At 69.5% G+C, this 26,113-nt stretch carries 28 protein-coding genes and 1 pseudogene; 12 read left to right on the forward strand and 17 right to left on the reverse strand.

The window, feature by feature from the left end; genetic code table 11:
- Positions 1–55: 55 nt before the first annotated feature.
- From BS329_RS32050 to BS329_RS32065, 4 genes and pseudogenes are all read right to left on the reverse strand, one after another.
- Positions 56–598, reverse strand: a complete 543-nt coding sequence (locus tag BS329_RS32050; protein ID WP_076165513.1) for a bifunctional nuclease family protein — start codon at positions 596–598, stop codon at positions 56–58.
- A 108-nt stretch (positions 599–706) separates the two neighbouring features.
- Positions 707–992, reverse strand: a pseudogene (locus BS329_RS44210) (cbb3-type cytochrome c oxidase subunit I); the annotation flags it as partial.
- 76 nt (positions 993–1,068) lie between these two features.
- Entirely contained in the window at positions 1,069–1,335 is a 267-nt protein-coding gene (locus BS329_RS42085) for a hypothetical protein (RefSeq protein WP_208619309.1), read from the reverse strand.
- 105 nt (positions 1,336–1,440) lie between these two features.
- Positions 1,441–2,346: a LysR family transcriptional regulator gene (locus BS329_RS32065; protein WP_076165517.1), complete on the reverse strand. Its 906-nt coding sequence runs from the start codon at positions 2,344–2,346 to the stop codon at positions 1,441–1,443.
- Between the two features lie 71 nt (positions 2,347–2,417).
- Here BS329_RS32065 and BS329_RS32070 point away from each other — a divergent pair, with 71 nt between their 5' ends.
- Positions 2,418–3,407 carry a YeiH family protein gene (locus tag BS329_RS32070; protein ID WP_076165520.1) on the forward strand — a complete coding sequence of 330 codons (990 nt, stop codon included), beginning with the start codon at positions 2,418–2,420 and terminating at the stop codon, positions 3,405–3,407.
- Here BS329_RS32070 and BS329_RS32075 read toward each other — a convergent pair.
- Entirely contained in the window at positions 3,385–4,560 is a 1,176-nt protein-coding gene (locus BS329_RS32075) for an MFS transporter (RefSeq protein WP_084750461.1), read from the reverse strand. The two genes, BS329_RS32070 and BS329_RS32075, sit on opposite strands and share 23 nt — an antisense overlap.
- 56 nt (positions 4,561–4,616) lie before the next feature.
- A complete protein-coding gene (locus tag BS329_RS32080; protein WP_076165522.1) occupies positions 4,617–5,513 on the reverse strand; it encodes a DMT family transporter in 897 nt (298 codons plus the stop codon).
- Here BS329_RS32080 and BS329_RS32085 point away from each other — a divergent pair.
- On the forward strand, positions 5,512–6,936 hold the full coding sequence (locus tag BS329_RS32085; RefSeq protein ID WP_076165524.1) for an aminotransferase-like domain-containing protein: 1,425 nt from the start codon (positions 5,512–5,514) through the stop codon (positions 6,934–6,936). The two genes, BS329_RS32080 and BS329_RS32085, sit on opposite strands and share 2 nt — an antisense overlap.
- A 61-nt stretch (positions 6,937–6,997) precedes the next feature.
- Positions 6,998–7,696: a Crp/Fnr family transcriptional regulator gene (locus tag BS329_RS32090; protein ID WP_076165526.1), complete on the forward strand. Its 699-nt coding sequence runs from the start codon at positions 6,998–7,000 to the stop codon at positions 7,694–7,696.
- Positions 7,697–7,862: 166 nt separating this feature from the next.
- Here the strand turns inward: BS329_RS32090 and BS329_RS32095 are convergent, their stop codons facing one another.
- Positions 7,863–8,474 (reverse strand): hypothetical protein, encoded by a 612-nt coding sequence (locus BS329_RS32095; RefSeq protein ID WP_076165528.1) that lies wholly within the window; start codon positions 8,472–8,474, stop codon positions 7,863–7,865.
- 176 nt (positions 8,475–8,650) lie between these two features.
- Here BS329_RS32095 and BS329_RS32100 point away from each other — a divergent pair, with 176 nt between their 5' ends.
- Positions 8,651–10,150, forward strand: a complete 1,500-nt coding sequence (locus BS329_RS32100; RefSeq protein ID WP_076165530.1) for a sialidase family protein — start codon at positions 8,651–8,653, stop codon at positions 10,148–10,150.
- Between the two features lie 94 nt (positions 10,151–10,244).
- Here the strand turns inward: BS329_RS32100 and BS329_RS32105 are convergent, their stop codons facing one another.
- The 4 genes from BS329_RS32105 to BS329_RS32120 all read right to left on the reverse strand — a co-directional run bounded on the left by BS329_RS32105 (position 10,245) and on the right by BS329_RS32120 (position 12,816).
- Complete coding sequence (locus tag BS329_RS32105) at positions 10,245–10,715, reverse strand: hypothetical protein (protein WP_076165532.1); 471 nt, start codon at positions 10,713–10,715, stop codon at positions 10,245–10,247.
- Positions 10,716–10,985: a DUF1905 domain-containing protein gene (locus BS329_RS32110; RefSeq protein ID WP_076165534.1), complete on the reverse strand. Its 270-nt coding sequence runs from the start codon at positions 10,983–10,985 to the stop codon at positions 10,716–10,718.
- A gap of 39 nt (positions 10,986–11,024) precedes the next feature.
- On the reverse strand, positions 11,025–11,531 hold the full coding sequence (locus tag BS329_RS32115) for a flavodoxin domain-containing protein (protein WP_076165535.1): 507 nt from the start codon (positions 11,529–11,531) through the stop codon (positions 11,025–11,027).
- 88 nt (positions 11,532–11,619) lie between these two features.
- On the reverse strand, positions 11,620–12,816 hold the full coding sequence (locus BS329_RS32120; RefSeq protein ID WP_076165537.1) for a nitric oxide synthase oxygenase: 1,197 nt from the start codon (positions 12,814–12,816) through the stop codon (positions 11,620–11,622).
- A 377-nt stretch (positions 12,817–13,193) separates the two neighbouring features.
- Between BS329_RS32120 and BS329_RS32125 the strand changes: the two genes are divergently transcribed.
- Together BS329_RS32125 and BS329_RS32130 are read left to right on the forward strand one after the other, a co-directional pair.
- A complete protein-coding gene (locus BS329_RS32125) occupies positions 13,194–14,210 on the forward strand; it encodes a CobW family GTP-binding protein (protein ID WP_076165539.1) in 1,017 nt (338 codons plus the stop codon).
- 101 nt (positions 14,211–14,311) lie between these two features.
- Positions 14,312–14,578 (forward strand): hypothetical protein, encoded by a 267-nt coding sequence (locus tag BS329_RS32130; protein WP_076165541.1) that lies wholly within the window; start codon positions 14,312–14,314, stop codon positions 14,576–14,578.
- A 60-nt stretch (positions 14,579–14,638) separates the two neighbouring features.
- Here BS329_RS32130 and ligD read toward each other — a convergent pair whose 3' ends face one another.
- Genes ligD through BS329_RS32145 form a run of 3 tightly spaced genes read right to left on the reverse strand, consistent with a single transcriptional unit; the run spans position 14,639 to position 17,913 of the window.
- Positions 14,639–15,646: a non-homologous end-joining DNA ligase gene (gene ligD, locus BS329_RS32135; protein WP_076165543.1), complete on the reverse strand. Its 1,008-nt coding sequence runs from the start codon at positions 15,644–15,646 to the stop codon at positions 14,639–14,641.
- Positions 15,643–16,722 (reverse strand): ATP-dependent DNA ligase, encoded by a 1,080-nt coding sequence (locus tag BS329_RS32140; protein WP_208619310.1) that lies wholly within the window; start codon positions 16,720–16,722, stop codon positions 15,643–15,645. The genes ligD and BS329_RS32140 overlap by 4 nt, the downstream gene beginning before the upstream one ends.
- 39 nt (positions 16,723–16,761) lie before the next feature.
- Positions 16,762–17,913 (reverse strand): DUF1015 family protein, encoded by a 1,152-nt coding sequence (locus BS329_RS32145; RefSeq protein ID WP_084750464.1) that lies wholly within the window; start codon positions 17,911–17,913, stop codon positions 16,762–16,764.
- A gap of 111 nt (positions 17,914–18,024) precedes the next feature.
- Between BS329_RS32145 and BS329_RS32150 the strand changes: the two genes are divergently transcribed.
- Positions 18,025–19,545 carry an MDR family MFS transporter gene (locus BS329_RS32150; RefSeq protein ID WP_076165545.1) on the forward strand — a complete coding sequence of 507 codons (1,521 nt, stop codon included), beginning with the start codon at positions 18,025–18,027 and terminating at the stop codon, positions 19,543–19,545.
- 152 nt (positions 19,546–19,697) lie between these two features.
- Here the strand turns inward: BS329_RS32150 and BS329_RS32155 are convergent, their stop codons facing one another.
- Positions 19,698–20,624, reverse strand: a complete 927-nt coding sequence (locus tag BS329_RS32155) for a TIGR03854 family LLM class F420-dependent oxidoreductase (RefSeq protein WP_076165547.1) — start codon at positions 20,622–20,624, stop codon at positions 19,698–19,700.
- 138 nt (positions 20,625–20,762) lie between these two features.
- Here BS329_RS32155 and BS329_RS32160 point away from each other — a divergent pair, with 138 nt between their 5' ends.
- A complete protein-coding gene (locus BS329_RS32160; protein WP_084750467.1) occupies positions 20,763–21,509 on the forward strand; it encodes a thioesterase II family protein in 747 nt (248 codons plus the stop codon).
- Between the two features lie 317 nt (positions 21,510–21,826).
- On the opposite strand, the gene BS329_RS32165 is transcribed toward BS329_RS32160, so the two are convergent.
- Complete coding sequence (locus BS329_RS32165; protein WP_076165549.1) at positions 21,827–22,258, reverse strand: DUF6292 family protein; 432 nt, start codon at positions 22,256–22,258, stop codon at positions 21,827–21,829.
- A 100-nt stretch (positions 22,259–22,358) separates the two neighbouring features.
- A complete protein-coding gene (locus BS329_RS32170) occupies positions 22,359–22,802 on the reverse strand; it encodes a MarR family winged helix-turn-helix transcriptional regulator (RefSeq protein WP_076165551.1) in 444 nt (147 codons plus the stop codon).
- Positions 22,803–22,971: 169 nt separating this feature from the next.
- On the opposite strand from BS329_RS32170, the gene BS329_RS32175 reads away from it, so the two are divergent.
- From BS329_RS32175 to BS329_RS32190, 4 genes are all read left to right on the forward strand, one after another.
- The gene (locus BS329_RS32175; RefSeq protein WP_076165553.1) at positions 22,972–23,364 is read left to right on the forward strand and encodes a DUF5313 domain-containing protein; all 393 of its coding nucleotides are present in this window, start codon (positions 22,972–22,974) and stop codon (positions 23,362–23,364) included.
- A 26-nt stretch (positions 23,365–23,390) separates the two neighbouring features.
- On the forward strand, positions 23,391–24,308 hold the full coding sequence (locus BS329_RS32180) for an aminoglycoside phosphotransferase family protein (RefSeq protein WP_076165555.1): 918 nt from the start codon (positions 23,391–23,393) through the stop codon (positions 24,306–24,308).
- Positions 24,309–24,319: 11 nt separating this feature from the next.
- Positions 24,320–25,258, forward strand: coding sequence for a pseudouridine synthase (locus tag BS329_RS32185; protein WP_076165745.1), 939 nt, complete (start codon positions 24,320–24,322; stop codon positions 25,256–25,258).
- A gap of 226 nt (positions 25,259–25,484) precedes the next feature.
- Complete coding sequence (locus BS329_RS32190) at positions 25,485–26,111, forward strand: alpha-ketoglutarate-dependent dioxygenase AlkB (RefSeq protein ID WP_076165556.1); 627 nt, start codon at positions 25,485–25,487, stop codon at positions 26,109–26,111.
- The last annotated feature ends 2 nt before the right edge of the window (positions 26,112–26,113 follow it).

Consider the following 26,113-nt stretch of genomic DNA (forward strand, 5'->3'; position numbering starts at 1 on the left):
ATGAACGGACCTTTCATAACAGATTTTGTTATGAAAGGTCCGTTCATAACACCGATCAGGGCTTCGGATCGTCGGGCGGCGGTTCCCCGAAGTCCTCCGGAGCGATCTTGTCCAAAGCCGCCCGGAACTCCTCGACCTCCCGCTCCTGGTCGACCGGGTCCGACGGCACCGACGGCAGTTCCGCGTCGGGCCCGGAGCCCACGATCTCGACCCGCACCGAAGCGACCTCCAGTACCGAGTCGGCCACCTCGATCCCCACCCCGGCACGCAGCCCGATCGCGACCGCGTCGCTCGGCCGGGCCGAGACGCGGATGCCGGAGTCGAGCACCAGGTCGGCGAAGAAGATGCCGTCCCGCAGCGCGGTGACCTCGACCCCGGTGACCCGGTGCCCGAACGACTCGACCACCTGGCCGATCAGTTCGATCGTGCCCGGCCGGGGCAACCGGATCTTCTCCTGCGCGAGCGCCACGGCGCTCGCCTCGGGGCCGCCGATCGTGATCGCCAGCCAGCGGCGTTCGCCCTGCCGTTCCCGCAGCAGCATCACCGGCGCCGCTTCCGGAGCCAGGACTGCCATCCCCTCCACGTCCATCGGGATCATGCGCGGTACCTCATTCCCTCGGTCGGCCAGCGTGGCCCTCGGCGCGCGGCCGGGGGACCATATGGGGGTAATGGAGTTCGAACGCCGGCCGTTCGGACCGGATCCTCAGCCGAAGTCGGGTGCTCCGCCCGGAGTGACGAACGAGGTGAGCGTCAGCCGCGGGAACGAGAGGTCCGGTGAGCCGATCTGCGACGGCAGGATGTGGTTGGCGAAGGCGAACAGGTTCGGCATCGCGTACAGCAACAGCATGATCGTGCCGTGCGAGGTGAACAGCATCAGGCAGGCCGATCGTCTTGTGATCGAGGGTGCGGACGACGTCGAGGAACACGCTGCCCTTGGGGCCGCGGCTCCTCCCACCGAGCCGGACGGCCCGCGGTTCGTGCGTTGTCCTCACTGCGGTCACGGCGACTCCAACTTTCGTGAAGTTGGTACCCCTCCAGGAGAGTCCCTACACGCGGGCTTTTCAAGGGCTACCCGAGTAGAGACTCCAGGTGATCGGCCGCCGTCGAGGCCCCGCCCGCTTCCCGGAACGAGGCACCCGCCTTTTCGGCCGCCGGCCGGTACGCCGGATCGTCCGGCACGCTGGTCACGGTGGCCGCGATGCGGTCGGGTTTCGCCTTCCCGAACCGCAGGCGGACACCGGCGCCCGCGTCGGCCACCTGCCCGGCGACCACCAGCGGCGCCCCGTGCCACCGGCTTTCGCAGACGGTGTCAGCAGCGCCATCTGGGGCACCCACGGCACTACGAGCACCGTCTATCACCCGGATTTCTCTATTCCGCTTTCGGCAAGACCACAACGGGCCCTTCGGTATCGAGCCGGTCACGGAAACACGTGAAGGGACTCACCGGGCTTTCGCATTCCGGACCGCCAGTGCCAGCAGCGCCGCGGCCGGACCGGCGAGCCGTCTCCCGGCCGGCCACACCGCGCGCAGTACCCGGCCGAAGTCGACCCCCTCGACCGCGACCGGGACGAGCCTGCGGTCGGCGACGTCCCTGGCGACGTCGAGTTCGCTGATCACCGCCGGCCCGGCCCCGGCGATCACGGCGTTGCGGACCGCGGAGGCGGACCCCAGTTCCAGCAACGGTTTCGCCGGGCCGACGCCGGCCTTGCGCAAGGCGGCGTCCACGGTCTCCCTGGTCCCGGAGCCCGGTTCGCGGACCACCAGCGGGGTGATCGCCAGTTCGGCAGCGGTCAGCGGACGGCGCCTGCGCGCCCACGGGTGACTTCCGGCCACAACGAGGGCGAGGCGATCGGTGGCGACCCGTTTCGAAGAAAGACCGGGCAGCGCGCCGGGCGACTCGACGAAGCCGAGGTCGACCTTGCCCTCCCTGGCCAGTTCGGCGGCCTGGTCGGAGTTCGTGACCTCCAATCCGAGGTACAGCCCCGGATTCTCCCGTTTGAGCTCACCGATCCAGCCCGGCACCAGATGTTCGGCCAGCGTCATGCTCGCGGCGACGCGGAGGTGCGCCTCGTGCTGGGTGCGCAGCGCTTCCGCGCCGTCGAGTAGACCGTCCAGTTCGGACAGCACGCGGTGCGCCCAGCCCGCGATGACCCGGCCGTCGGGGGTGAGCGCGGATCCCCGGCGCGTCCGGTCGACCAGCACCAGCCCGAGCCGTCGCTCGACTGTGGACAGTCGTTTGCTCGCCGACGGCTGGGCGATCCCGAGCCTCGCCGCGGCCTGCCCGATACTGCCGAGTTCGTCGACGAGCACCAGCAGGCGCAGGGAGTCCAGATCGGGTGTGGTCATAGCCGAAGTCTATGACCTACCCCTCGCGTTCCCGGCTACCGAGGCCATCCCGTCCAGGCGAAGCTCGAATCATGAGCACCACGCACGCGAGACCGACGAAGCCCTACTTGACCGCGCTGGCCATCACCACCGCCGGAGTGGCCGTCGCCTACTTGGCGGGCACCGCGTTCCCCGTCGTCAGCGCGCTCACCATCGCCGTCGTGCTCGGTATCTTCACCGGCTCGCTGCCCGCGCTGTCGGACGAGACCCGGAAAGCGATCTCCGGCGTCACCAAGAAGCTCCTCCGTGCCGGTGTCGTGCTGCTGGGTCTGCAACTCTCGCTCCCCTCGGTGCTGGCGCTTGGCCCCGGAACACTGCTCGCCGTCGTGCTCACGGTGGGCATCACCTTCCTCGGCACGATCGGCCTCGGCAGGCTCCTCGGCGTGCCGCGCGGCCTGGCGATGCTGGTCGCGACCGGGTTCTCGATCTGCGGCGCGTCGGCCATCGCCGCCATGGAAGGCGTCGTCAAGCGGAAGGACTCGGACGTCGCGACTGCGGTCGCGCTGGTCACCCTCTACGGCGGGCTCGCCATCGCGGCCATCCCGCTGTTCGGCGGCTGGCTCGGCCTCGACGCGGCCCGGATCGGCGAATGGGCCGGGCTCAGCGTGCACGAGGTCGCGCAGGTCGTCGCCGCGGCCACCCCCGCGGGCAGCGCCGCCGTCGCCGTCGCCATCGTGATCAAGCTCAGCCGCGTGGTCCTGCTGGCGCCGATGGTCGCGGCGGTCGGCGTGTGCGAACGCCACCGTCCCGCCGACGGGAAGCGGCCGCCGCTGGTCCCGCTGTTCGTCCTCGGCTTCCTCGCGATGGCCGCCGTGCGCAGCACCGGGATCGTGCCGGGTTTCGCGCTCGACCTCGCCAAGGTCGCCTGCACGCTGCTGCTGGCCGGGGCACTGTTCGGGCTCGGCTTCGCGGTGCGGATCGGCACGCTGATCCGCACCGGCGGGCGAGCCCTGCTTCTCGGCCTGCTCTCCACGCTGCTGGTCGGGACGACCGCGCTGGTCACGCTGACCGTGCTCGGCTGAGGACGCCCACCGCGAGCAACGCGACCACCCCACCGGCGACCATCACGGCCGCTACGGAGACCGCGTCGACGACGATCCCGCCGAGCAGCGCGCCCGCCGAAAGGGTCGCCTGGAACGACGAGGTGAACAGCACCGACGCCGCCTCGGGAGCCTGCGGTGCCGCCTTCGCGAACCATGTTCCCGAACAGACCGGGACCGCTCCGTAGGCGAAACCCCAGACCACCAGCAGCACGAGCGCACCCGCTTGCGAGCCACCGAGAAACGGCAACGCCACCGCCGCGACGCCGATCAGACCGGCGGCGGTGAGGAAGGTCAGCCGGAGGTCGCGGGCGATCGCCGCCCCCGCGACGAAGTTGCCCGCGATCCCGGCGGTGCCGTAGACCAGCAGGAAGACGGTGATCGACTCCGGGCTCACCTGCGTCACCTGGCGCAGGAGCGGCGTGACGTAGGTGTAGGTCCCGAAGTGAGCGAGCACCACCAGCACCGTTACCAGCAGGCCGAGCCGGGTCGCCCGCCCGCGTGTCATCTCGCGCAGGACGTCGAGCCGGGTGGCGCCCGCCGACGGCAGTGGGGGCAGTGAAAGGGCCAGCGCGGCGAGGACGCCGATCGTGAAGACGGCCATCACGGCGAACGCGGCCCGCCAGCCGAACAGTTCGCCGACGAACGTCCCCGCCGGGACGCCCAGCACGGAGCCGAGCGGCACGGCCGAGAAGATCACCGCCGTCGCCGTGCCTGCCTTTTCGGGGCCGACCAGCCGCACGGCCAGCCCGGAGCCGATCGCCCAGAACGCGCCGATCACCAGCCCGACCAGGACGCGCGAGACCAGCACCGCCCCATAGGCCTGCGCGGTCGCCGCGAGGACGTCGGCCAGTGCCAGCACCACCATCAGCGCGCACAGCAGGAGCCGGCGGTCGAGCCGCCCGGCCGCGACGGTGACCGCGGGGGCGGCGAGCGCGGCGAGGAAACCGGGCAGCGTCATGGTCAGGCCCGCCGTCCCCGGCGTGATCCGGAAGTCCTCGCCGATCGGGGTCAGGAGGCCGATCGGCAGGATCTCGGTGGTGACGAGGGAGAAAATCCCGAGCGTCACCGCGAGGACGGCGAGCCATCCCTTCAGCGGGGTCCGCGCGGAGGTGTCGAGGGTCGAAGCGGTCATGTGCTTCAGCCCATCACCGCGCGGGCACCGCGGTCTGGCGGATTCGCGACGTTGATCTAGCTCCGGGACCGTTGGGTGACCACGATGCAGGCGACGACGATCAGCGCTGTCACCGGTGCGGCGGCCGGAAGGTGCTCGCCGAGCAGCAGGACCGCCCACACCAGCGTCAGCAGCGGCTGGGCGAGCTGCAACTGACTCGCCCGCGCGACGCCGATCTCGGCCATTCCCCGGTACCAAGCGAAGAACCCGCCGAACTGCGAAATGAGCGCGACGTACAGCAGGCCGGCGATCCCCTCGCCGGTGACGTGCAGCGGTTCGGTCGCGAGCCCGAAGACGGCGAACGCCCCGGTGACCGGCAACGCGAGGACCAGCGCCCACGCGATCACGTGCCAGCCCGCCATTTCCCTGGCCAGCCTGCCGCCCTCGGCGTATCCGAACGCGCACAGCACGAGCGCGCCGAACAGGAACAGGTCCGCTGTGGACAGTCCGCCACCACTCTGCGCGACGGTGAACACCACGACCGCGCTCGCGCCGACCGCGGCGGCGAGCCAGAACCGGCGGGACGGCCGGTGCCCGGTCAGCCTCGAGGAGATGACGGCGGTGGCCAGCGGCAGCAACCCGACCACCACCGCGGAATGCGCCGTGGACGACGTCGTCAGCGCGAGCGTGGTCAGGATCGGGAACGCGAGGACGCAGCCGAGTGAGACCACGGCCAGGCCGCGCCACTGATCGCGTCTCGGCAACGGGACCCGGAAGACACGGAGACAGGTACCGGCGACCAGCGCGGCCAGGACACTGCGCAGCCCCGTGGCGGTCCACGCGTCGAAGCCCTTGAGCGCCCACACGGTGGCGGGGAACGTGAACGAGAAGGCGAAGACACCCAGCGCTGCCAGCACCGTCCCGGAGCGGACCGTTACTACCCGGTCCGCGATAGCGCTATCATCCAGTCTCATGTCCGATGGTAGCAGCGTCACCAGCCTGGTAACACAGCTGAAGTCAGACCTTGAGCGCTATCCGATCGAAGGAAAGCTCCCGTCCAGCCGTGAACTCGTCCGGCAGCTGAAGGTGAGCCCGGTGACGGTGTCGCGCGCCATCGCCGCACTGGCCGCCGAGGGCCTGGTGATCGCCCGTCCCGGCGCCGGCGTCTTCCGCGCCCCGCCGCCGCGCGAGGTGGTGGCGTCCGGTGACGTGTCGTGGCAGGAAATCGCGCTGAGTTCGCAGACCGGTATCCGCGCGATCGACGCGACCGGGGTGCTCGCCGCGCTGAGCGACCCGCCGTCGGGGGTCATCGACCTCAACGGCGGCTACACCCATCCCAGCCTGCAACCGGAACGCGAACTCGCGGCGGCGTCGGCCCGCGCCGGACGCCGTCCCGGCGCGTGGACCCGGCCGCCGATCTGCGGCCTGCCCGAACTGCGGGCCTGGTTCGCCCGTGACATCGGCAGTCCGGTGAACGTCGAGAACGTGCTGGTCACCGCCGGTGGTCAGAGCGCGCTGACCACGGCGCTACGCGCGCTCGGCGCCCCCGGCGCGCCGGTGCTGGTGGAATCCCCGACGTACCCGGGGATGCTGGCCATCGCGAGGGCTTCGGGACTGCGGCCGGTTCCGGTGCCGATCGACCGCGACGGTGTCCGGCCGGAACTGCTCGCGGACGCCTTCCGTGACACCGGCGCCCGGTTGTTCGTCTGCCAGCCCGCGTTCCAGAACCCGACCGGCGCGGTCCTGTGCGCCGATCGCCGGGCCGAGGTCCTGCGGATCGCCCGTGACGCGGGCGCTTTCGTCATCGAGGACGACTTCGCGCGGCTGATGGCGCATCCCGGCAGCCCCGCTCCCCCGCCGCCGCTGGTGGCCGACGACCTCGACGGTGTCGTGGTGCACATCCGGTCGCTCACGAAACCGGCGTCGCCGAGCCTGCGGATCAGCGCGCTGGCCGCCCGCGGCCCGGCACTGGAACGGCTGCGCGGCCTCCACGCCGTCGAGAGCTTCTTCGTACCCCGGCCACTGCAGGAAACCGCGCTGGAACTGGTGAGTTCTCCCGCCTGGGCCCGCCATCTGCGGACACTCGCCGCCGCACTGCGGGAACGCCGCGACGTCGCTGTCTCCGCACTGCGGGAGTTCGTGCCGTCCTGGCAGGCCGTCCCGGTCCCGACCGGTGGCTACCACCTGTGGCAGCCGTTGCCCGGTTTCGCCGACGAAGTCACGCTGACCAGCGCCGCTTTCCGCGCCGGAGTAGCGGTCACGCCCGGCAGGCTCTACTTCGCGGCCGAGGCGCCGGGACCCTATCTGCGCCTGAGCTACGTCAGCGCGGCGACCGGCACGCAGGTGCGGGACGGCATTCGGCGGCTTTCCCAGGCATATCAAGAGATCTCGGTTTAGGGCTGCCCGCGCGGGCGGGTACTCGTGCTCGTACTATCGCGCACGGAGGCGAAGGACAGGCATGACACAGCCGGCGGCGGCGCCGCACGAATCACCCGGCAGGCTCTGGGAACTCCTCGACGACGGCCAGCGCAAGGCGCTGCGCGCCGAGGCCGAACTGCGCCGGTACCCGGCCGGGACGGTGATCATCCGCGAAGGCGACCGGTCGGACTGGGTCCTGATCCTGATGACCGGCCGGGTCAAGATCACCTCGGTGTCCACCGGCGGTTACGACGCCGTGCTGGCCGTCCGAGACCCCGGCGACATCATCGGTGAGATGGCGTCGATGGACGGCAGCCTGCGTTCGGCGACGGCGGTCGCCGTCGAACCGGTCACCGGACTGTGGCTTTCGGCGCGGGCGTTCAACTCCGTGCTCCGCGAGCAGCCCGGCATCTCCGTGGTCCTGCTCCGGATCATCACCTCGCGCCTGCGCTACGCCAACTCGCGCCGCACCGAATTCGGCGACAGCACCGCCGCCGAACGCATCGCCGCGATCCTGGTCGATCTGGCCGAGCGGTACGGCGTCCCCGTCCCCGACGGGACCCTGATCGCGCTGCGGATCAGCCAGCGCGACCTGGCGGGACTCGCGTCCGCGTCACGGGAAGCCGTCGCGCGGACACTGCGGACCTTGCGCACCGACGGGCTGCTCAGCACCGGGCGGCAACGGCTGGTCGTCCGGAGCCTGAAGGACCTCAGGCAGCTGGCACCCGACGACCACTGAGCCGCCACGGCAGTCCGAAGTGCCGGAGGAAGGCACCCGCCACCGCCCAAGCCACCGGTTCGACCAGGATGGCCGGTGACAGGATCAGCGCCAGGTCACCGAAATCGGTCGCCCGCGTCGCACTCCGCCTCACCGGTGACCGGATCCTGGCACGGATCGCCCGCCGTCATGCGGTGATTCCGGCAGTCCGGCGGCGGAGCAGGGTGCGATGCCGTTCCACCCGCACCCCGAAGCGGATGAGCACCCCACGCACCGCGGGATCACCCGGATCGAACATGATCCGATCGCGGAACAGGCCGCGCAGTTCGGTGGCCAACGGCTCGGCGAGGTCGCCGTGGACCTTCAGGATCGCCAGCGAGACCAGGCCGGTCCGATCCTTGTTCCAGCCGACGACATCGACCCGCTCCGGCGCCTTCCGGAACCACCGGACGGCCTGTGCGACGGACCCCGCGACACCCTGACACAGCATCTCCAGCAGCCGAATCGGCATCAGCGCCAGCCCGAAGAGCAGAGAGAACGGGACCTCGACGAGCGCTTGCAGGGCGGCCGCCACGCCGAACAGTCCGGTGGCCACCTTGTCCACGAGTCCTTCCTCGGCGCCCTCACGACTGTCCTCGCGGTCGTTGGGCAAGTCTTTGAGATACAGCGTCCAGTCCGCGGTGATCTCGTAGTGCCGGTAGCCGCCTTTGAGTATCGCGAACGGCTGTACCCACCGGCGCCACGGCGCGAAACGGCGATTGATCTCCCACTCTCGCCCCTCGGGATCGATCACCTTCATTCGGCCTCCCCTTCCGATGTCGCACCGTGGCCGGCTGAAGACACAGTGACAGGGAACGGTCTCTCGATCTGCGTCACCTGACACAGAACGCGGAACCGGGTTGTACGCGCCTTGTACGGCAAGGAAGGACTCTGATGCCCCGTCATCCGGAAACGAATCCAGGACGGAGTACTCCCGTGAAGATCTCTCGCGTCGCACAGGGCCTGTTCGCGGCCCTCGTCGCCATCGCGGCGGTCGGCGCCTCCCCTGCCACCTCTCTCGCCGCGCCAGCCGCGAGCGCCGCCGTCGGAAACACGGTGGTGTACAAAGAGAAAACAGAAGGTTACGACTGCTTCAGAATTCCCGCCGTCGTCAAGGCGAACAACGGCGAACTGCTCGCGTTCGCCGAGGCCCGCAAGGGTGGCGCGACCTTCTGCAACGACAGCGGCGACATCGACCTCGTCGTGAAACGCTCGGCCGACAACGGGAAGAGCTGGAGCGCTGCAAAGGTCGTCATCGAAGGATTCGGTGACACCAAAGGAAACCCGACACCGATCGTGGTCCCGTCCACCGGGCGGATCGTGCTGCTCTCGGTGATGGAATGCGTCAAGAACCCTGACTGCAACCGGATTCCGCGGGTCTCGCTCAGCGACGACCACGGCAAGACGTGGACCGCGCCCAAGGTGCTCACCACGCAGCTCGGATTCAGCGCCGCGCCGGACTGGCTCGCGACCGGCCCGTCGCACGGCATCGTGCTGACCCGCGGCGCGCACGCCGGCCGGATCGTCGCCGGGATGAGTTACACCGACGGCGGCAAGAACAGCGGCGCGCTGATCTACAGCGACGACCAGGGCGTCACCTGGAAGCGCGGCGCCACCGACAGCACGGCGGCGGCGTTGAACCCGCAGGAGATCAGCGTCACCGAACTGCTCGACGGCCGGGTCTACGCCGCGGCGCGCAACCAGGCGAACAACGGCAACAAGTGCCTCGACGGTGGTGCGAAGAACCGCGCGTACGCCATCAGTTCCGACGGCGGCGCGAGCTTCTCGACGAAGTTCACCTTCGAGGAGGACCTGATCACCCCGGTCGTACAGGCCTCGACCGCGCGGATGACCGCCACCGACAAGGCAGGCAAGTACAACCGGATCCTGTTCGCCGCGCCGTCGGTCTGCGACCGCCGCAAGGAACTCGTCGTGCGGTCGTCGTTCGACGAAGGCGCGAACTGGCAGGGTAATTCCGCCGGAACGCTGGTGTGGAGCGGCGACGCCGCGTACTCCGACATGGTCCAGCTGTCGTCGGGTTCGGTCGGCGTGCTGTACGAAGCGGGCCCGGCGGGGAACGCCAACGAGACCATCCGCTTCTCGACCGTCACCGAGACGACACTCGGCGCCCCGGTGTGCGGCGGCGGATACGGCGTGATCGACTCGGCCCCGCTCGGGACGGCGGGCACGGTTTACCTGTCCTACAACGCTTCCAACGGGCAGAACTGTGTCAGCACGATGAAGAGCGCGTCCGCGGGTACCGCGACGGCGACGTCGGCCTATCTCGAAGTCCAGGGATCGGCCCGGATCACCGACTCCGGCTCGTTCTCGTGGTTCGCCGGGCCGGTGCGGGCGGCCGCGGCGGACAAATGCGTGAAGTGGGGCGGTTCCGCGGGTGGGGTCAAGTACGACAGCCCGTCGGAGCACTGCGGCTGAGCGCCGGGGCTCGTGAGTGCCGTTCCCTGAAGTCCGTGAAGGACTCCTTGAGGATCCAGGGTCCCTCAAGGAGTCCTTCACGGACCCGGCACACTCACGACTTCGGCGGCCGCAAGCGCGGGGAAAGCTTCGTGAGCCCCAACTTCTCCAGCTGCCCCGAAATCTCCGCGAGCCCGGCGTCGAACCGGTCCAGATCCACCCCGCGCCCGGACAGCTCGTCGCGGACGTGCTTCTCGACCTTCGCCCAGTCGTTGCGATACTCGGTCGCGAGTTGCTTCCACGGCACACCGGCCAGTTCCCCGGCGAGGCTCCGGTCGTAACCGAGCACACCGCGCTCCATCAGGTACGCGATCCCCGGGTAGCCGAGGTATCCCTGCCAATACGACCCGTTGTCGTTGGCCGTGATCGAACCCGCGGCCGGATCGTGGCGCACGTCGTAGGTCTTGGCCTTGTCCGACGACGCGACGCGCGCCGTGTCACCGTCGATCTCGACGCGTCCGTCGGCCACCGCACCGAGCGCCTCGTAGATCTTGATGACCGGGGACGGTTTCCATTCCGCGGCCACTCAGCCCTCCAGCCGTTCGAGCAGGACGACGTCCACGGTGTCGCCCTCCTCCTTGCCGATCACCTTGCGCACCTCGGCCTTCACCGGGAGCTTGTGGGTGCCGTCGCCCAGCGCCATGAACGAACTCCGGAACGGATGCCCGTCGATCGTCCCGCGCACTTTGACCAGCCCCTTGGTGCCGAAGAACTCGGCGGAGCCGGGCATGACCACGTACGTCCAGCCGCCCTTCTCCGGGCTCTTGAGCAGCGTCGCAGTGAACCGTTTGTCCATGGAAGCACCCTACGACAGGGCACCGACGAAACCGGTGAGTCAGAGGGTGACGCGGATCCGCACGCGGCGGCCCACGTCGCGTGCCCAGGCCCGGATCGACGGCCAATCGCGGAAATCGCCCGCCCACGGGCCCGCGGCCATGAGCTTCCAGAACAGGCCGCTCGCGGTGGCCGGGGTGAGCCTGCCGCCGAAGGTGGCCGTGCGCTCGGCGTCGATCCGCGCGGCCAGGACGGCCACTCCCGCGGGCAGGCTGACGTGTTTGCCCGCGGCGAGCGGCCCGCAAGGCCCGCTGTGGAACAGCCAGACCGGGCGGTTCCGGAGCGCCTCCTCGTGCTCGGTGAGCAGGCGCACCGCCTCCGGGCGCCATCGCCGGTGGTGCAGCGCGCTTCCGACGATCACCGCGCCGTACGGTTCGACGTCGTCGACCTCGGCGGCGTCCAGCAGATCGGCCGTCAGGCCGCTTTCCCGCAGTTCGGCGACGATCACCTCGGCGATCTCCCTTGTCCCGCCGGACTTCCCGGCGTGGGCGACGAGCACTGCGGTCATGCCCCCATTGTCCGGGCGGCCGCGACCCGCGCCGCCGTCCGGCCCATCGACACGCCGCATTCGGCTCACCTCTTCACCCGTCGGGGCGTTACCCGGGAGGCAGGAAGGCCGGTCTCGCGGCCGGATCGGGTTCGTCGTAGTAGCGGTGGAACACCGCCGTCTGCCCGCCGGACAGCGGCGGGACGATCCAGCTCCAGTCCGCCTGGCACCGGCGACCCGCACGTTCTTCCTTGGCGATGTGCGTGAGGAACCGCCGCGATTCGGTGTGGTGGTCGGTGACGGTCACACCCGCCGCGTCGAACGAGTGCTGGACCGCCAGCGTCAGTTCGACGAGCGCGCGGTCACGCCACAGGGTGCGCTCCGACGCCGTCGACAGGCCCATCAGGTCCGCGATCACCGGCAGCAGGTCGTAGCGGTCGGCGTCGGCCAGGTTGCGCGCGCCGATCTCGGTGGAGAGATACCAGCCGTTGAAGGGCGCCGCGGGGTAGGTGATCCCGCCGATCACCAGGCGCATGTCGCTGATCGCCGGTACCGCGTGCCAGCGCAGCCCGAGCCCGGCGAACCACCGGTGGTCGGGATGCGACAGCGGGACCTCCAGCACGGCGTCCGGGGGCAGCCGGAACAGGCGCCGCTCCCCCGGCTCGGCCTCGATGAGCAGCGGGAGCACGTCGAAGGAACCCTTGCGCCCGGGCGGGCGCCAACCGTGTTCCTTGACGGTCTCGGTGAAAGCGGCGTGGCGCGGATCGCCCAGCACCGAGCCGTCGCCGAGCCGATATCCGGCATAGCGGATGAGCTGGTCGTTGTGGATCTTCGGACCGGGCCCGGCGGGCCCGTCCGGGGCGAACACGGTGATGGTCGGCCGGATCGGGCCACCCCTGGTCGCCTCCCGCAAATGGGTGACGCATTCCTCGGCGACGGCCGCGGCACCGGTGACGTCACGGCGGTCCCGCACCTTCAGTCCCTGCCAGTACAGCCTGCCGATGCACCGCGCGGAGTTCCGCCAGGCCACCCGGGCGCCGAACTCGATTTCGGCCGTCGTGTGCCGGTAGGTGCCGGTCTCGAGGATCTCTGTGCGGACCCGGTCCAGCCGTCCCTCGCCGCCGCCCGTCTCGTCGTGAAAGAGCCGGAGGAAGTCCTCCGCCTCGGCGACGTCCACGCTCCGTCCCCGCGACCCTGTCCCCGGAGGCGAGCGGGGGATATCCGTCACCCGCATGGAGGCTGTCACCACTTCGGCCTCCCACTCTCCGAATTCGACGCCGGCACCGGCGGCGGGAACGGTCACCATTCCTCCTGCGCTTCGGAAATGCCCGGAGGGTCATACTCGATCGGCGGGATGGCCGGGTCCGGACCAGACGGAAGACGATACCCCACGAAAACCGGGACACTATCCTCCAAATGGCAGAAGTCCCCACAGGACAACGTCTTCCCAGCTCAGCATGCCTACCGGCGACAATGTTTGGAATTGAGTCCGACTTCGCGGAAGATTCACCGAAGCGTCCATGGCGAAACGATCACGCTTATCCATGATCCCGTTGTGATCATTTACCGGCCACACTTTAGAGTGTATTCACCCGCCTGCCCTTCTGTTCTTTCCCGGGACCGGTGTATTGACCCGGATCCGCCGTCGCTAGAGTGCGGGAAACTCCGGCGGAAAGGAAACTCGTGGTCGACAGGCGGATCCCGGTCATCCTGGTCGCGGGCTTTCTCGGTGCCGGGAAGACCACCCTGCTCAACCATCTGCTGGCCAATCGCCAAGGTGCGCGCATCGGTGTCGTCGTCAACGACTTCGGGAGCGTCGCCGTCGACGCGATGGCCGTCTCCGGCCAGGTCGACACGATGATGTCCTTCGGCAACGGCTGCCTGTGCTGCGCCGTCGACGCGAGCGGCCTCGACGCCATGCTCGCGAAGCTGTCCGAGGCCGAGGCAGGCATCGACGTCATCGTGATCGAGGCCAGCGGGCTCGCCGAACCGCGTGACCTCATCCGCCTGATGATCGCCAGCGAGAATCCCGCCATCGCGTACGGCGGCCTGATCGAACTCGTCGACGCCGCCGAGTTCGAGGCGACCAGGCGACGCCACCCGGAGCTGGACGAACACCTCGGGTTCGCCGACCTGGTCGTGCTCAACAAGACCGACCGCGCCGACGAGGACGCCCTGGCCAAGCTGCGCGGCACGATCGACGAGATCGCGCCCGGCACGCCGGTGATCGCGACCTCCCACGGCAGGATCGACCCCACGCTGTTCTTCGACGCCCGGCCGCGTGACCGCGCCGGGCAAATGTCGTTCGACGACCTCCGCGAGGAGGAGCACGACCACGAGCACCACTTCCACACCGCGTACGACAGCGTCGCCTTCACCGCCGAGCGACCGCTGGACCCGCGTCGGCTGATGGATTTCCTCGAACAGCGCCCCGGCGGGCTCTACCGGATCAAGGGTTTCCTCGACTTCGGCCCGAACGGCCCGCGCTCCCGGTTCGGTCTGCACACGGTGGGCTCGTTCATCCAGGTGGAACGGTCGGCGTGGCCTTCGAGCCGGCCTCGCCGAAGCGAACTGGTGCTGATCGGCTCCGGGATCGACACCGACGCCGTCACCGCCCGCCTCGAAGCGTGCGTCGTGGAAGATCCCGAGGTCGTCGACGAACGCGGCATGCTGCGCGTCCTGCGATTCGTCCAGGACTGACACGCCGAAGGCCGAAATACCGGGAATCGCGGCGAGTCTCCTTGAGACTGATTCCCGGAAGGAATCTCGAGCTGGACCACCTGTATCGGGAGGACAGTTCCATGTCGGACACCGCCGGACGCTGGTACCTGGTCGGCGCGCTGCCGGAGGACTCCCCCGCCGCGCATCTGATGACCCGCTCCGAAGATCTCCGCTACCGGCGTTCCGCCTGCGGGGACAAGGAATCCCGGATGTGGACGCCGGTGGATCTCACCGGCACCGACGTCGTCCCGTGCCCGCGCTGCGCCGCGACCCTGCCGAGCCACCGCTCCACCCGCAAGGCCGAACCCGCCCCGAACACGCAACTCGCCTTCGACCTCCCCCTGTGATCGCCCGCGTTTCGTCCTCTGGTTGCGGTACTTGCGCGCGCAAGTACCGCAACCAGAGGACTAATTGCTTTCTTTCTTCGCCCTGCTCGGCGCGACCCGGGGCGGCTCGTTCGGCATCTTCGGGTACACGGGCGGCCAAGGCGCGTCCATGAGCCCGTTCTCCATGTCCTTCTCCGACATTTCCAGCAGCGGCTCGATCGACTGTGGTTTCGTTTCCGCCCAAGGGTCACCGCGTTCGGCGAAGCGAGCGGGCACGGTGGACAGGGTGAGCTTGTCCGGCTCCACGGTCTCCAGTTCGTCCCAGCCGATCGGCGTCGACACCTGCCCGCCGACCCTCGGCCGCACGCACCACGCGCCGAACACCGTCTTGTGCGGCGCGTTCTGGTTGAAGTCGACGAACACCCGGGAGCCGCGTTCTTCCTTCCACCACTGCGCCGTCATCTCCTCCGGGTGGCGGCGCTCCAGTTCACGGGCGAGCGCGACGGCGGCCGCGCGGACCTCGTAGCCATCCCATTTCGGTTCCAGCGGCACGTAAAGATGCAAGCCTCGCGAGCCCGACGTCTTCAGCTGCGCGGTGATGCCCAGCTCTGCCAGCAACGCCTTCGTCAGGACGGCACCGTGCCGCAGCTCCGGAAAACCGATGCCGGGCGACGGATCCAGGTCGACGCGCAGCTGATCGCTGATGTCCGGCGCGTCGGCCCGGTTCGGCCAGACATGGAAACCGAGGCAGCCCTGGTTCACCGCCCAGACGACGTGCGCGAGGTCCTTCGCGACGAGCGCGTCCGAAGTGGTCCCGTTCGGAGTGGACACCACCGTCGTGGTCAGCCACTCGGGCGCGTTCTTCGGGACCCGCTTCTGGAACCACGACTTCCCGCCCGCGCCGTCGGGATAGCGCTCCAGCAGCAAGGGCCGCCCGCCGAGCTGCGCCAGCAAAGGCACCGAAACCGCGCGGTAGTACTCGACGAGGTCCAATTTGGTCTCGCCGTTCTCCGGGAAGTAGACCTTGCCCGGATTGGACACCGTGAACTCGACACCGTCGAGGTCCAGCGTGACCGGTTCCGACTTCATGCTTCCCCCAGCTCGGTGAACAGCGTGGCCAGTTCGGCGGGCGGGACCTCTTCGAGCTGCGCGTAGGTGCAGGACGCCGGTTCGCGGTCGGGACGGAAGCGCACCAGCCTCCCGCCATGGCGGAACCGCCTGCCCTCGACGTGTTCGTAGCGGACCTCGGCGACCCATTCGACGCGGACCGGCTCCCAGCTCAGGTCCTTCTGCGGCGCCCACCGGCTGCTCGCTCCGGGCATCCGGCCGCCCGCCTCCTCGTGGGCCTCGGCCCACTCGCGCCAGGGGTGGTTCTCCAGCGCGTTTTCCCGCAGCGGCGCGAGTTCGTCCACCAGCTCACGGCGCCTCGCGGCGGTGAAGCTGCTGGCCACGCCCACGTGGTGCAGGACGCCTTCGTCGTTGTAGAGCCCGAGCAGCAGCGACCCGACGCCGACACCGTCCTTGTGCCACCGGAACCCGGCGACGACGCAGTCCGCGGTGCGCTGGTGCTTGACCTTCCACATCACCCGCTTGTCCTGTTCGTACGGCGCGTCGGCGGGTTTGGCCATCACCCCGTCGAAACCCGCGCCCTCGAAGCGGGTGAACCAGTCCTGGGCGACGTCGGGATCCTCGGACAACGGGGTGAGGTGCACGCGGGCGAACTTCGTGTCGACGACGCTTTCGAGCAGCTTCCGCCGCTCCGCGAACGGTTCCTGTGTCAGATCCCGGTCTTCGAGGGCGAGCAGGTCGAAGACCACGAAGCTCGACGGCGTCTCCGCGGCCAGTTTGTTCACCCTCGACGCCGCCGGGTGCAGCCGCAGCTGGAGTTTCTCGAAGTCGAGGCCGCCCTCGGTCACCAGCACGATCTCGCCGTCGACGACGCAGCGCCCGGGCAGCGCGTCCTTGAGCAGATCGACCAGCTCGGGGAAGTACCTCGTCAGTGGTCTGTCGTTGCGCGAGCCGAGGACGACCTCGTCGCCGTCGCGGAAGACGACGCAGCGGAAACCGTCCCATTTGGGCTCGTAAAGCAGCCCCGGCGTGCGCGGCAGTTCGTGCACGGCCTTGGCCAGCATCGGCTTCACGGGCGGCATCACGGGCAATTCCACGAGGTGATCCTAGGCCTGACCACCGACAAAAGCGCGACGTCAGAGCTCCGCCAGCAGGAGTCCGCTGCGTGGTTTCGGCGTGAAATACGTGGCCTTCCTCGGCATCCGCAGTCCGGCCGCGTGCACGGCGAGCACTTCCGCGTACGGGACCGGGGCCAGCAGCAACACCGCGTCCACGTCATCGGGCACCGGGGCTCCCGGCAGCAACGGCCGCACGTTCGGCCCCTCCGGATCGACGCCCAGCACCCCGCGGAGGAGCTTCTGTTCGACCACGGCGTGGTCACCACCCGCCTTGCCGAGCACCACCCGGAAGGCTGATTCGCCCGCCAGCACGGTCATCTCGCCCTCCTCGGTGGGCGGGTCCGGCGGTCCGGGGAGGACGTCGAAGCCCGCCTCCGTCCACCGCCGGACCAGCGTGGCCGCGTCGAGACCGGTGCCGGCGAGCACCCGGTGGATCGGTCCGATCCGCAGTCCCGGTCCGCCGGTGACCAGCGCCAGCAACGCGCCGCGTCCCGACGCCGCGGCGGCCGCGACCCGGTGATTGCCGTCCGCGACCAGGAGATCCAGCTCGTCCAGGACGGCCAGCAGCTCGGACTGGCCGTCGCCGGGACCGGTGAGCCACAGTTCGTGCTTGCGGCCCGCGCCGTCCACTGTGGACAGGGTGGGCAGTTGACCCCGGCAGAGCCGTTCGATCAGCGCGGTCAGTTCACGGCCGCCGGTCGCGGGGACGAGCATGGCGGCGCTCGTGGCGACACCGAGTCCGGCGAGCATCGCGGCCCGTTCCGCGACGACGTCCGGATAGACGTCCTCGGTGTGCCGGACCCGGGTCAGCCCGTCGTCGCGGACCGCGGCCGGGTCGACCAGGCACAGCACGCCCAGTGCGACACCGTCCGGCCCGTCGATGCGATACGGCGCGACGACGTCGGCGACCGGGCGATAGTGCCGTTCCCGGATCCGTTCGAATGTCGCCCTTGCCTGTGGCAACGCCTCCTCGATCGCCAGACCGCCCGCCAGCGCGGCCGGGGTCCTCGCCGGATGCTGGACCGCCAGCAGGCTGTCACCGCGTGCCCCGGCGAGCGCGGCCGTCACCCGGTCCCGGTCGGCGAACTCGTCGACGTCGGGACCCGGGACGGTGTCGAGGACAACCCAGCCACGGTCGATCGGGCGGATCCAAGTGCTCATCCGACCCATTTTGCGGGAAACCTCACGGAACAAATCAATCCCATGACCGGGTGTCTCCATGGAATGCTTACCCATGCGAAGCAGTTGACGCCCTTCATGAGCCCGAGGAGATCGCCACAGATGACCACCCCGGCCCCGGTCACCGCGAAGGAAGGGGTCGGTTTCCGCTCCGAACGCGGCCCCGTCCTGATCGCCGTGATGCTGTGTTCCGGCCTGATCGCGCTGGACTCGACCATCATCGCGACGGCGGTGCCGTCGGTGGTCGCCGATCTGGGCGGCTTCTCGCAGTTCCCGTGGTTGTTCTCGATCTACCTGCTGACCCAGGCGGTCACCGTCCCGTTGTACGGCAAGTTCGCCGACGTGCTCGGCAGGCGGCCGGTGATGTTCTTCGGGATCGCGGCGTTCCTGGTGGGCTCGGTGCTCTGCGGCGCGGCCTGGAGCATGCCGGTGCTGATCGCCGCCCGCGCGGTGCAGGGCATCGGCGCGGGCGCCATCCAGCCGATCGCGCTGACCATGGTCGGCGACATGTACACGGTCGAGGAACGCGCCAGGGTGCAGGGCTACCTCGCCAGCGTGTGGGCCATCTCGTCGGTGGTCGGGCCGACACTGGGCGGGGTGTTCGCCGAGTACCTCGACTGGCGCTGGATCTTCTTCATCAACCTGCCGCTCGGCGCGCTGGCGGCGTGGATGCTGTTCCGGAACTTCCGCGAGCGCGTCGAACGCCGCTCCCACCGCATCGACTACCTGGGCGCCACGCTCCTCACGCTCGGCTGTTCGCTGCTGATCCTCGGCCTGCTGGAGGGCGGGGTGGCCTGGGGCTGGGCGTCCGCGCCGAGCCTGGCGATCTTCGCCGGCGCGGTGGCGCTGCTGGCGGCGTTCGTGTTCGTGGAGCGCAAGGCCGAAGAACCGGTGCTGCCGCTGTGGATCTTCACCAAACGGACGCTGATCGGCGGGAACCTGGTCGCCGTCGTCGTCGGCATGCTGCTGATGGGCCTGACCTCGTACCTGCCGACGTTCTCGCAAGGCGTGCTCGGCACCGGCGCGCTCGTCGCCGGATTCGCGCTGGCGGCGCTGACCGTCGGCTGGCCGATCTCGGCGTCGCTGGCCGGCCGGATCTACATGCGGATCGGGTTCCGGGACACCGCGCTCATCGGCAGCGGGATCGTCATCGCGGGCGCGGGGCTCACGGTGTTCCTGGCGGCGGGTTCGTCGATCTGGCTGGCGGCCGCGGCCGCGTTCGTCCTCGGGCTGGGACTGGGCCTGGCGTCGAGCCCGACGCTGATCGCCGTCCAGTCCACCATCGGCTGGGAACGCCGCGGGGTCGTCACCGCGACCAACATGTTCAGCCGTTCGCTGGGCAGCGCGGTCGGCGTGGCGATGTTCGGCGCGATCGCGAACGCCACCCTGGCGAACCGCTTCGCGAACCCGCCCGCCGGGGTGAGCGGCCTGCCGTCCGGCGTCGACGCGACCAGTGTCGTCCTGGAGGGCAACGGACCCGCAACGCCGACGACGACGTTCGTGCGTGACGCCCTCGCGGACGCCACCCACCACGTCTTCCTGGCGATGCTGGTGATCGCCGTGCTCAGCGTCGGCGCGCTGCTGCTGATGCCGCGGCGGACCGAAGAGCTGAAGTTCGACTAGCGCGTGTCTCCCCAAGTACATGAAGGCCCCCTTCCTTGCGCCTAGGTCAGGGTCCCGGCAAAGTCGCAGAGCTGCTGGTCAGCGCTGTTCTTGGGAACCGGGTTTGACCTCGCTGGTGCCCGTGAGGGGTCGAGCGGGGGCATACCGATTGCCTAACCTGCAAGACCTCGACTTTGCCGGGGCCCTGACTGGTTCTGCATCGGGACGGCGTGCTCGACGAAGTTCTCGACGAATCGCTCGATCGGCTCCGGTCCGGCCGGGTAGAGCACGAACTTGCTCAACCCGGCGTCGATGTACTCGGCGACCAGGTCGCGGGCGGCCGCCCAACTTCCCGCGATCAGGCGTGCCGGGTCGGCGTCGGACCTGACGGCGACCGAGGCCGCGAGCGCGTCCGGGATGCCGTCCTCGGCCACGATGAGGCTGATCCCGAAGTGGTCGGCCTCGATCTCCCGGTCCGCCTCGGCGGCGGCCTTCTGGATCGCCTCGCGGCCGGCTCGGGCTTCTTCCGGCGTGAGGAAGCTGGCCAGCCAGCCGTCCGCGAGCTTGCCGATCCGCCGCAGCGCGCCCGGCGCCTTCCCGCCGAGCCACAGGTCGAGCCGGTTGGCCGGGCGGATGCCGAGCCCAGCGCCCTCGACGCGGAAGAACTCGCCGTCGAAGGTCACTTCTTCCTGTTCCAGCAACGCCTTGATCAGCCGCAACGACTCGTCGAAGACGGCCGCGCGGCGGCCCGGCGGCACCGGGAACAGCGGCAGTTCCGCGTCACGCGCGGGCTTCAGGCCGAAGACCGGGAGCACGCATTTCGGCGCGAGCGCGGCCAGTGAGGCGAGTTGTTTGGCCACCAGCACCGGATCACGGCCGGGCAGCACCATCACACCGGTGCCGACCTTCAGTTTCGAGGTGCGGGCGAGCGCGTGGGTCAGCCCGACGACCGGGTCGATCCTGGGCGAGTACACCGCCTCGGGCAGCCAGAGCGAATCGACGCCCGCCTGCTCAAGCAGGTCGACCGCGGCACCGAATTCTTCGGGCGCCGTCCCGGTTCCCAGCCCCGCACCGAGCCTGATCTTCAGGTCCTCCGCCACACTCGTTCCCTTCAACCAGGCCCTGGACGCGGGCCGACGTCCAGTGTTCAACCCCGCACACCCATGGACTCTTCCCGCGAATCCCCCGTACATTTCAGTGTCGTGCGGGCCGTTCCCGCGCGGATTGGGGGATTTTCGATGGCAGGGCAGGATCTCCAAGTCTGGACGCGCTGCTTCCACCAGGCACCGGCCGCCGAGACGCGGCTCGTCGTGTTCCCGCACGCCGGTGGATCGGCGAGCGCGTACCGCACGCTTTCGGGGGCCCTCGCCCCCACCGTCGAGGCGCACACCGTCCAGTACCCGGGACGGCAGGATCGCATGGGCGAGCCGGTCATCGACGATCTGCACACCCTCTCCGAGCAGCTGGTGGACGTCGTCGCCGCGCTCCCGAAGCCGTTCGCCCTCTTCGGCCACAGCATGGGCGCCATCGTCGCGTTCGAGGTCGCCCGGCGGCTCGAGGCGCGTGGCCTCGTTCCGACGGCGCTGTTCCTGTCGGCCCGCCGCGGCCCGGACATCCTCCGGGAGGACTCACACCACCTCTCCGACGACACCGCTTTCCTCGCCGAGGTCAGCCGTCTCGGCGGCACGGCCGCGATGATCCTGGACGACCCGGACATCCGCGCCCTCGCGTTGCCCGCGCTGCGCGGTGACTACAAGGCCGTCGAGACCTATCGCTACCGGCCCGGACCCGACGTGACCTGCCCGATCGTGGCGCTCGCCGGGAACGCGGATCCGGTCGTGAACGTGAGCGACGTGGAGAACTGGGCGGGGTACACCACCGGTTCCTTCGAGAAGGAAGTCTTCGAGGGTGGTCACTTCTTCCTCGAAGACAATCTCGATGCCGTCGTCGCCCGCATCCGCGGCACGCTGACCGTCAGTCCCTGAGACCTGGTTTCGCCGGATGCTCCGGACGTGGATTTCCACCGTGGGCCCGGAAAGCACCACTTCCCGGCGATACGGCAGTCGCGTCCGGCACGGGCCCTGGACCGGTTCTTCCAGGGGCGAGCCGGTGCAGAAGACACGATAGGCCGCGCCGCAACAGGTACTCCGCAATCTCGACGTCACCGAAGGCCCGGCCAGTGTCACGAGGCTGGGCAGCGCACCGTGCCCAAGATGCCTTCGACCGGCTGTCGATCGGTCTCCGCGCGCCGAGGTTCCTGATCGCCATCGAGATCGATGCCGTCCTCGCTCCGCCGGAGTGATCAGGCCCAGGCGGAGAGTTCCTTGGCCAGCGCGGACGGTCCGCCGGCGGTGCGCAACGTCGGCGGGCCGGGCCAGCAGTCCTGGTGATCACCGGTACGCAGCGTCTCGGCGAACCGGGCCACCAGCCGCGGCGGCGACGCGACCGACCGTCCGCCGAGGTAGGCGACGACGACGTGGTGGTCGTCGCCCGATTGGGTCGCGACGGCGGCCGACCAGCCGTGCTCCTCGTGCCACACCAGGTCGGCGTCACGTTCGGGGAAACCGGGAAGACGCCAATTCAGCCTCAGGCTCGCGGTGACCGGGCCGGTGAGGTCGGCCGTGCACGAATCCATCCGTATCCCCAGCGTCGAAGCCACGTCCTCCAGATAGGCGTTCAGCCTGGTCATGAGATCCAGACCTGCTTCCGAGGGGGCGGGGGTCGAGGTGGTCACGGTCCCTCAGCTTCCTGTCATCTTGGGTAGGCGTGACGGGAATTACCCAAGCGGGCGCGGCTTCACACCCTTATTTCGTCACACCCCGGTCTCGGTTCACTCAAGCCGTGGCTTCGATGACGCGCGTGAGGGCCTTGTGCAGCACCTCCAGCTCGGAGACCTCCATTCCGAGCTTTTCGACGACGCGATACGGGATCTCTTCCGCCTCCGCTCGCAACGCGCGGCCCGATTCCGTCAGCTCGACCGTCAGCAGCCGCTCGTCCTCGGCACTGCGCCTGCGAGTGACGTAACCGATCGCCTCCAGCCGCTTGAGCAGCGGGGACAGCGTCGCGGGTTCGGCGCGCAGAGCCGTGCTCAGGTCCTTCACCACCTGTGGTCCCCGCTCCCACAGCGCCAGCATGACGAGGTACTGCGGATGGGTGAGCCCGTGCGGCTCCAGCAGCGGACGGTAGATGGCGATGACGCTGCGCGACGCGACCGACAGCGCGAAACACACTTGACGCTCCAGGGCGAGCGGGTCTTCGCCCAGATCGATCGACTTCATCTCGGGCCCTTCCGAACTCATGCCGCAAAACTAGACAGCCAGGCGGAGCCTGCCCGCCGAGGGTGGCGGCGGGGCGAGGTCCGGGGTGGCCGTGTCCTCGGCAACACTAACATTTAGCGCACTAACCATTAGTGTACTGTGTCGGACGTCGAAGGAAAGGAGTCGCCCGATGCCCCGCAAGCGCCCGGACGTGTTCCGCTGGCTGTGGTACTCACTCGGCGGCAGGCTGCCCGAGCGCTACCACGACTGGATTCTCCACGACGCGACCACCGGAAGCTGGCGCTGGCGGCACGTCGCCCGCAGCACGGTGATGATCGCCCCGCTCTGCGCGGTGTGGCTCCTCCTGCCCGGCCCGCTTGGCCTGCGGCTGGCGATCGTGCTGATGGCCGCGCTCGTGGCGTACTTCTACTCGACGGCCTACATGGAGGAGAGCATCGAACACCGGCTCGCCAAGAACGGCTTCCCGCCGGGCATCGGACGTCGGACCCGCGACGAAGCGGCCGCGGTCGCCGAGGCCGACGCCACCGAGCGGTACCTCGCGCGCTATCGCGATCGACACTGATCGCTCCCGCCGACAAGATCGTCGTCGTGAGCAGCACACCCGAACTCGGTCCCCCGCCCCGACGCGTCACCGTCGAAGTGGAACAGGTGCGGCGGCTCGTCGCCGACCAGTTCCCCCAGTGGGCCCGCCTTCCGATCCGGCCCGTCTCCACCGGGGGCTGGGACAATCGGACCTTCCACCTCGGTGACCGGATGTCGGCGCGACTGCCCAGCGCGGCCGAGTACGCGTTGGCGGTCGACAAGGAACAACGATGGCTTCCGGTACTCGCTCCCCACTTGCCGCTGCCCGTCCCTGTCCCGCTGGCGGCAGGGCGGCCAGGTGCGGGTTATCCCTTCTCGTGGTCGGTTCACTCCTGGCTGGACGGCGAACCCGCGAGCGCCGACAGCATCGCCGACCCCGTCCGTTTCGGCCTCGACCTGGCCGAATTCCTGGCGGCCTTGCGGAACGCCGACACCACCGACGGCCCCCGGCCGGGCAAGCACAACTGGTTCCGGGGCGACACAGTGCGTACCTTCGAAGGGCACGTCCGGCGTGCGCTCGGCACGCTGGACGGCCACCTCGACGTCGACCTGGCACGCGAGATCTGGCAGACCGCCCTGGACGCGCGCTGGGACGGCGTGGAGTACTGGCTCCACGGTGACGTCGCCAAGGGAAATCTCCTGCTGAACGACGGAGAGCTGGGCGCTGTCATCGACTTCGGGACCTGCGGTGTCGGCGACCCGGCCTGTGACCTGGCGATCGCCTGGACACTGCTCACCGCCGACGGCCGGCGGGCGTTCCGCGAACGGCTCTCCGTCGATGACGCGACCTGGGCGCGCGGACGTGGGTGGGCCCTCTGGAAGACCCTCGTCACCTGTGCGCAGACCCTTGGCCGCGCTGACAACGAGGCCGTGGACGCACGGCGTTCCCTCGGCGAGATCTTCTCCGAGTATCCCCGCGGCTAGAGTGCGCGGTGATGAGACGCAAGCTCCGCCCGCCGCTCCCGCCCCGCCACGGGCTCGACCCCGCGAGGCTCAAGATGCCCGCCGAGGGACCGTGGACGACGTTGCGGGAGCACCTCGTCGAGCGGCTTCCCCGAGTCGCGCCCGAGCGGATCGAGGAGATGCTCCGCGAGGAGCGCATCGTCGGCATGGACGGGCCACTGGACGTCGACGCGCCGTTCGTCCCGGACTCGTTCATCTGGTTCCACCGCGATCTTCCCGACGAAGTCGACGTTCCGTTCGAGGTCTCCGTCGTGCACCGCGAAGAGCATTTCCTGGTCGCCGACAAACCCCATTTCCTAGCGACTATCCCGCGCGGGCGGCACATTCTCCAGACCGCCCTGGTCCGCCTCCGCCGCGAACTCGGCCTCCCGATGCTCAGCCCCGCGCACCGGCTCGATCGGGTCACCGCCGGGCTCATCCTGTTCGTGATCACCCCCGAAGCCCGCGGCAAGTACCAGACGATGTTCCGGGACCGGTTGGTACACAAGGAATACGAAGCGATCGCGCGCTACGATCCCGACGTCGCGATGCCACGCGAGATCAGCAGCCGCATCGTCAAGGAACGCGGGGTCATCGCCGCCCAAGAGGTCGACGGGCCGCCCAACGCGGAGACCCGCGTCGAACTCCTCGAACACCGCGACGGCCTCGGCCGCTACCGGCTGCTGCCCGCGACCGGCCGCACCCACCAGCTCAGACTGCACATGAGCGGTCTCGGATTGCCGATTCTCGGCGACGACTTCTACCCGGAGCTGACCGAAACCCCGCTCGACGACTTCACCGAACCCTTGCAACTGCTGGCGAAAGTCCTCGAATTCACCGATCCGGTCACGCACGAACGCCGCCGGTTCGAGAGCGGGCGGACCCTTGAGGCCTGGACGGATCCGGAGGCGTGGCGGCGGAAACCGTCGTAGCGCCACCAGCTACAGCGACGGCGCCTTTCGGTACCCGGTGTCCAGCGGGAACCGCGCACGCGAGTCCGGCGAACGGAACCTCGATCGGCGGACCTCATGGACAACTGTGTCGATCATGCGGCCCATCGTGCCTGGCCTCGCCGGACGACGCAGGTCACGCCACCCCGAGCGACACACTCGAACATGCGTTCGACAAATGTCGGCATTCGGAGTAGATTCGGTTGCCATGACCCCCGCCCTTCAAGCCTCGCTCTTCGACGAGTGCGCCGCCCTCGGGCTCGGCTCGCTCGGCGCGCTCCGGCGCACCGAGCTGACCCGTGGCGCCTGGATCGACGTGCTCCCGGGATGGCTCACCGGCGCGGACGAACTGTTCACCCGACTCGCCGAAGACGTGCCGTGGCAAGCGGAACGGCGGCAGATGTACGACCGCGTCGTCGCCGTGCCCCGCCTGCTGAGCTACTACCGCGAGGGCAGGCCGCTCCCCCATCCGATCCTCACCCAAGCGCGGGAGACGCTGTCGGCGCACTACGCGGACGAACTCGGCGAGCCGTTCGTGACCTCCGGTCTGTGCTTCTACCGGGACGGTCGCGACAGCGTCGCCTGGCACGGCGACGACACCGGCCGCTCCCGCACCGAGGACACCATGGTCGCGATCGTCTCGGTCGGCGCCGCGCGGCAGCTGGCGCTGCGGCCGCGCGGCGGGGGTGAAACGGTCCGGCACGCCCTCGGCCACGGCGATCTGATCGTCATGGGCGGCAGCTGCCAGCGGACCTGGGAACACGCCGTCCCCAAGACCGCCAAACCGGTCGGGCCCAGGATCAGCATCCAGTTCCGGCCGAGAGGAGTCGCCTGAAG

This window comes from Amycolatopsis coloradensis, from assembly GCF_001953865.1.
GTDB lineage: Bacteria > Actinomycetota > Actinomycetes > Mycobacteriales > Pseudonocardiaceae > Amycolatopsis > Amycolatopsis coloradensis.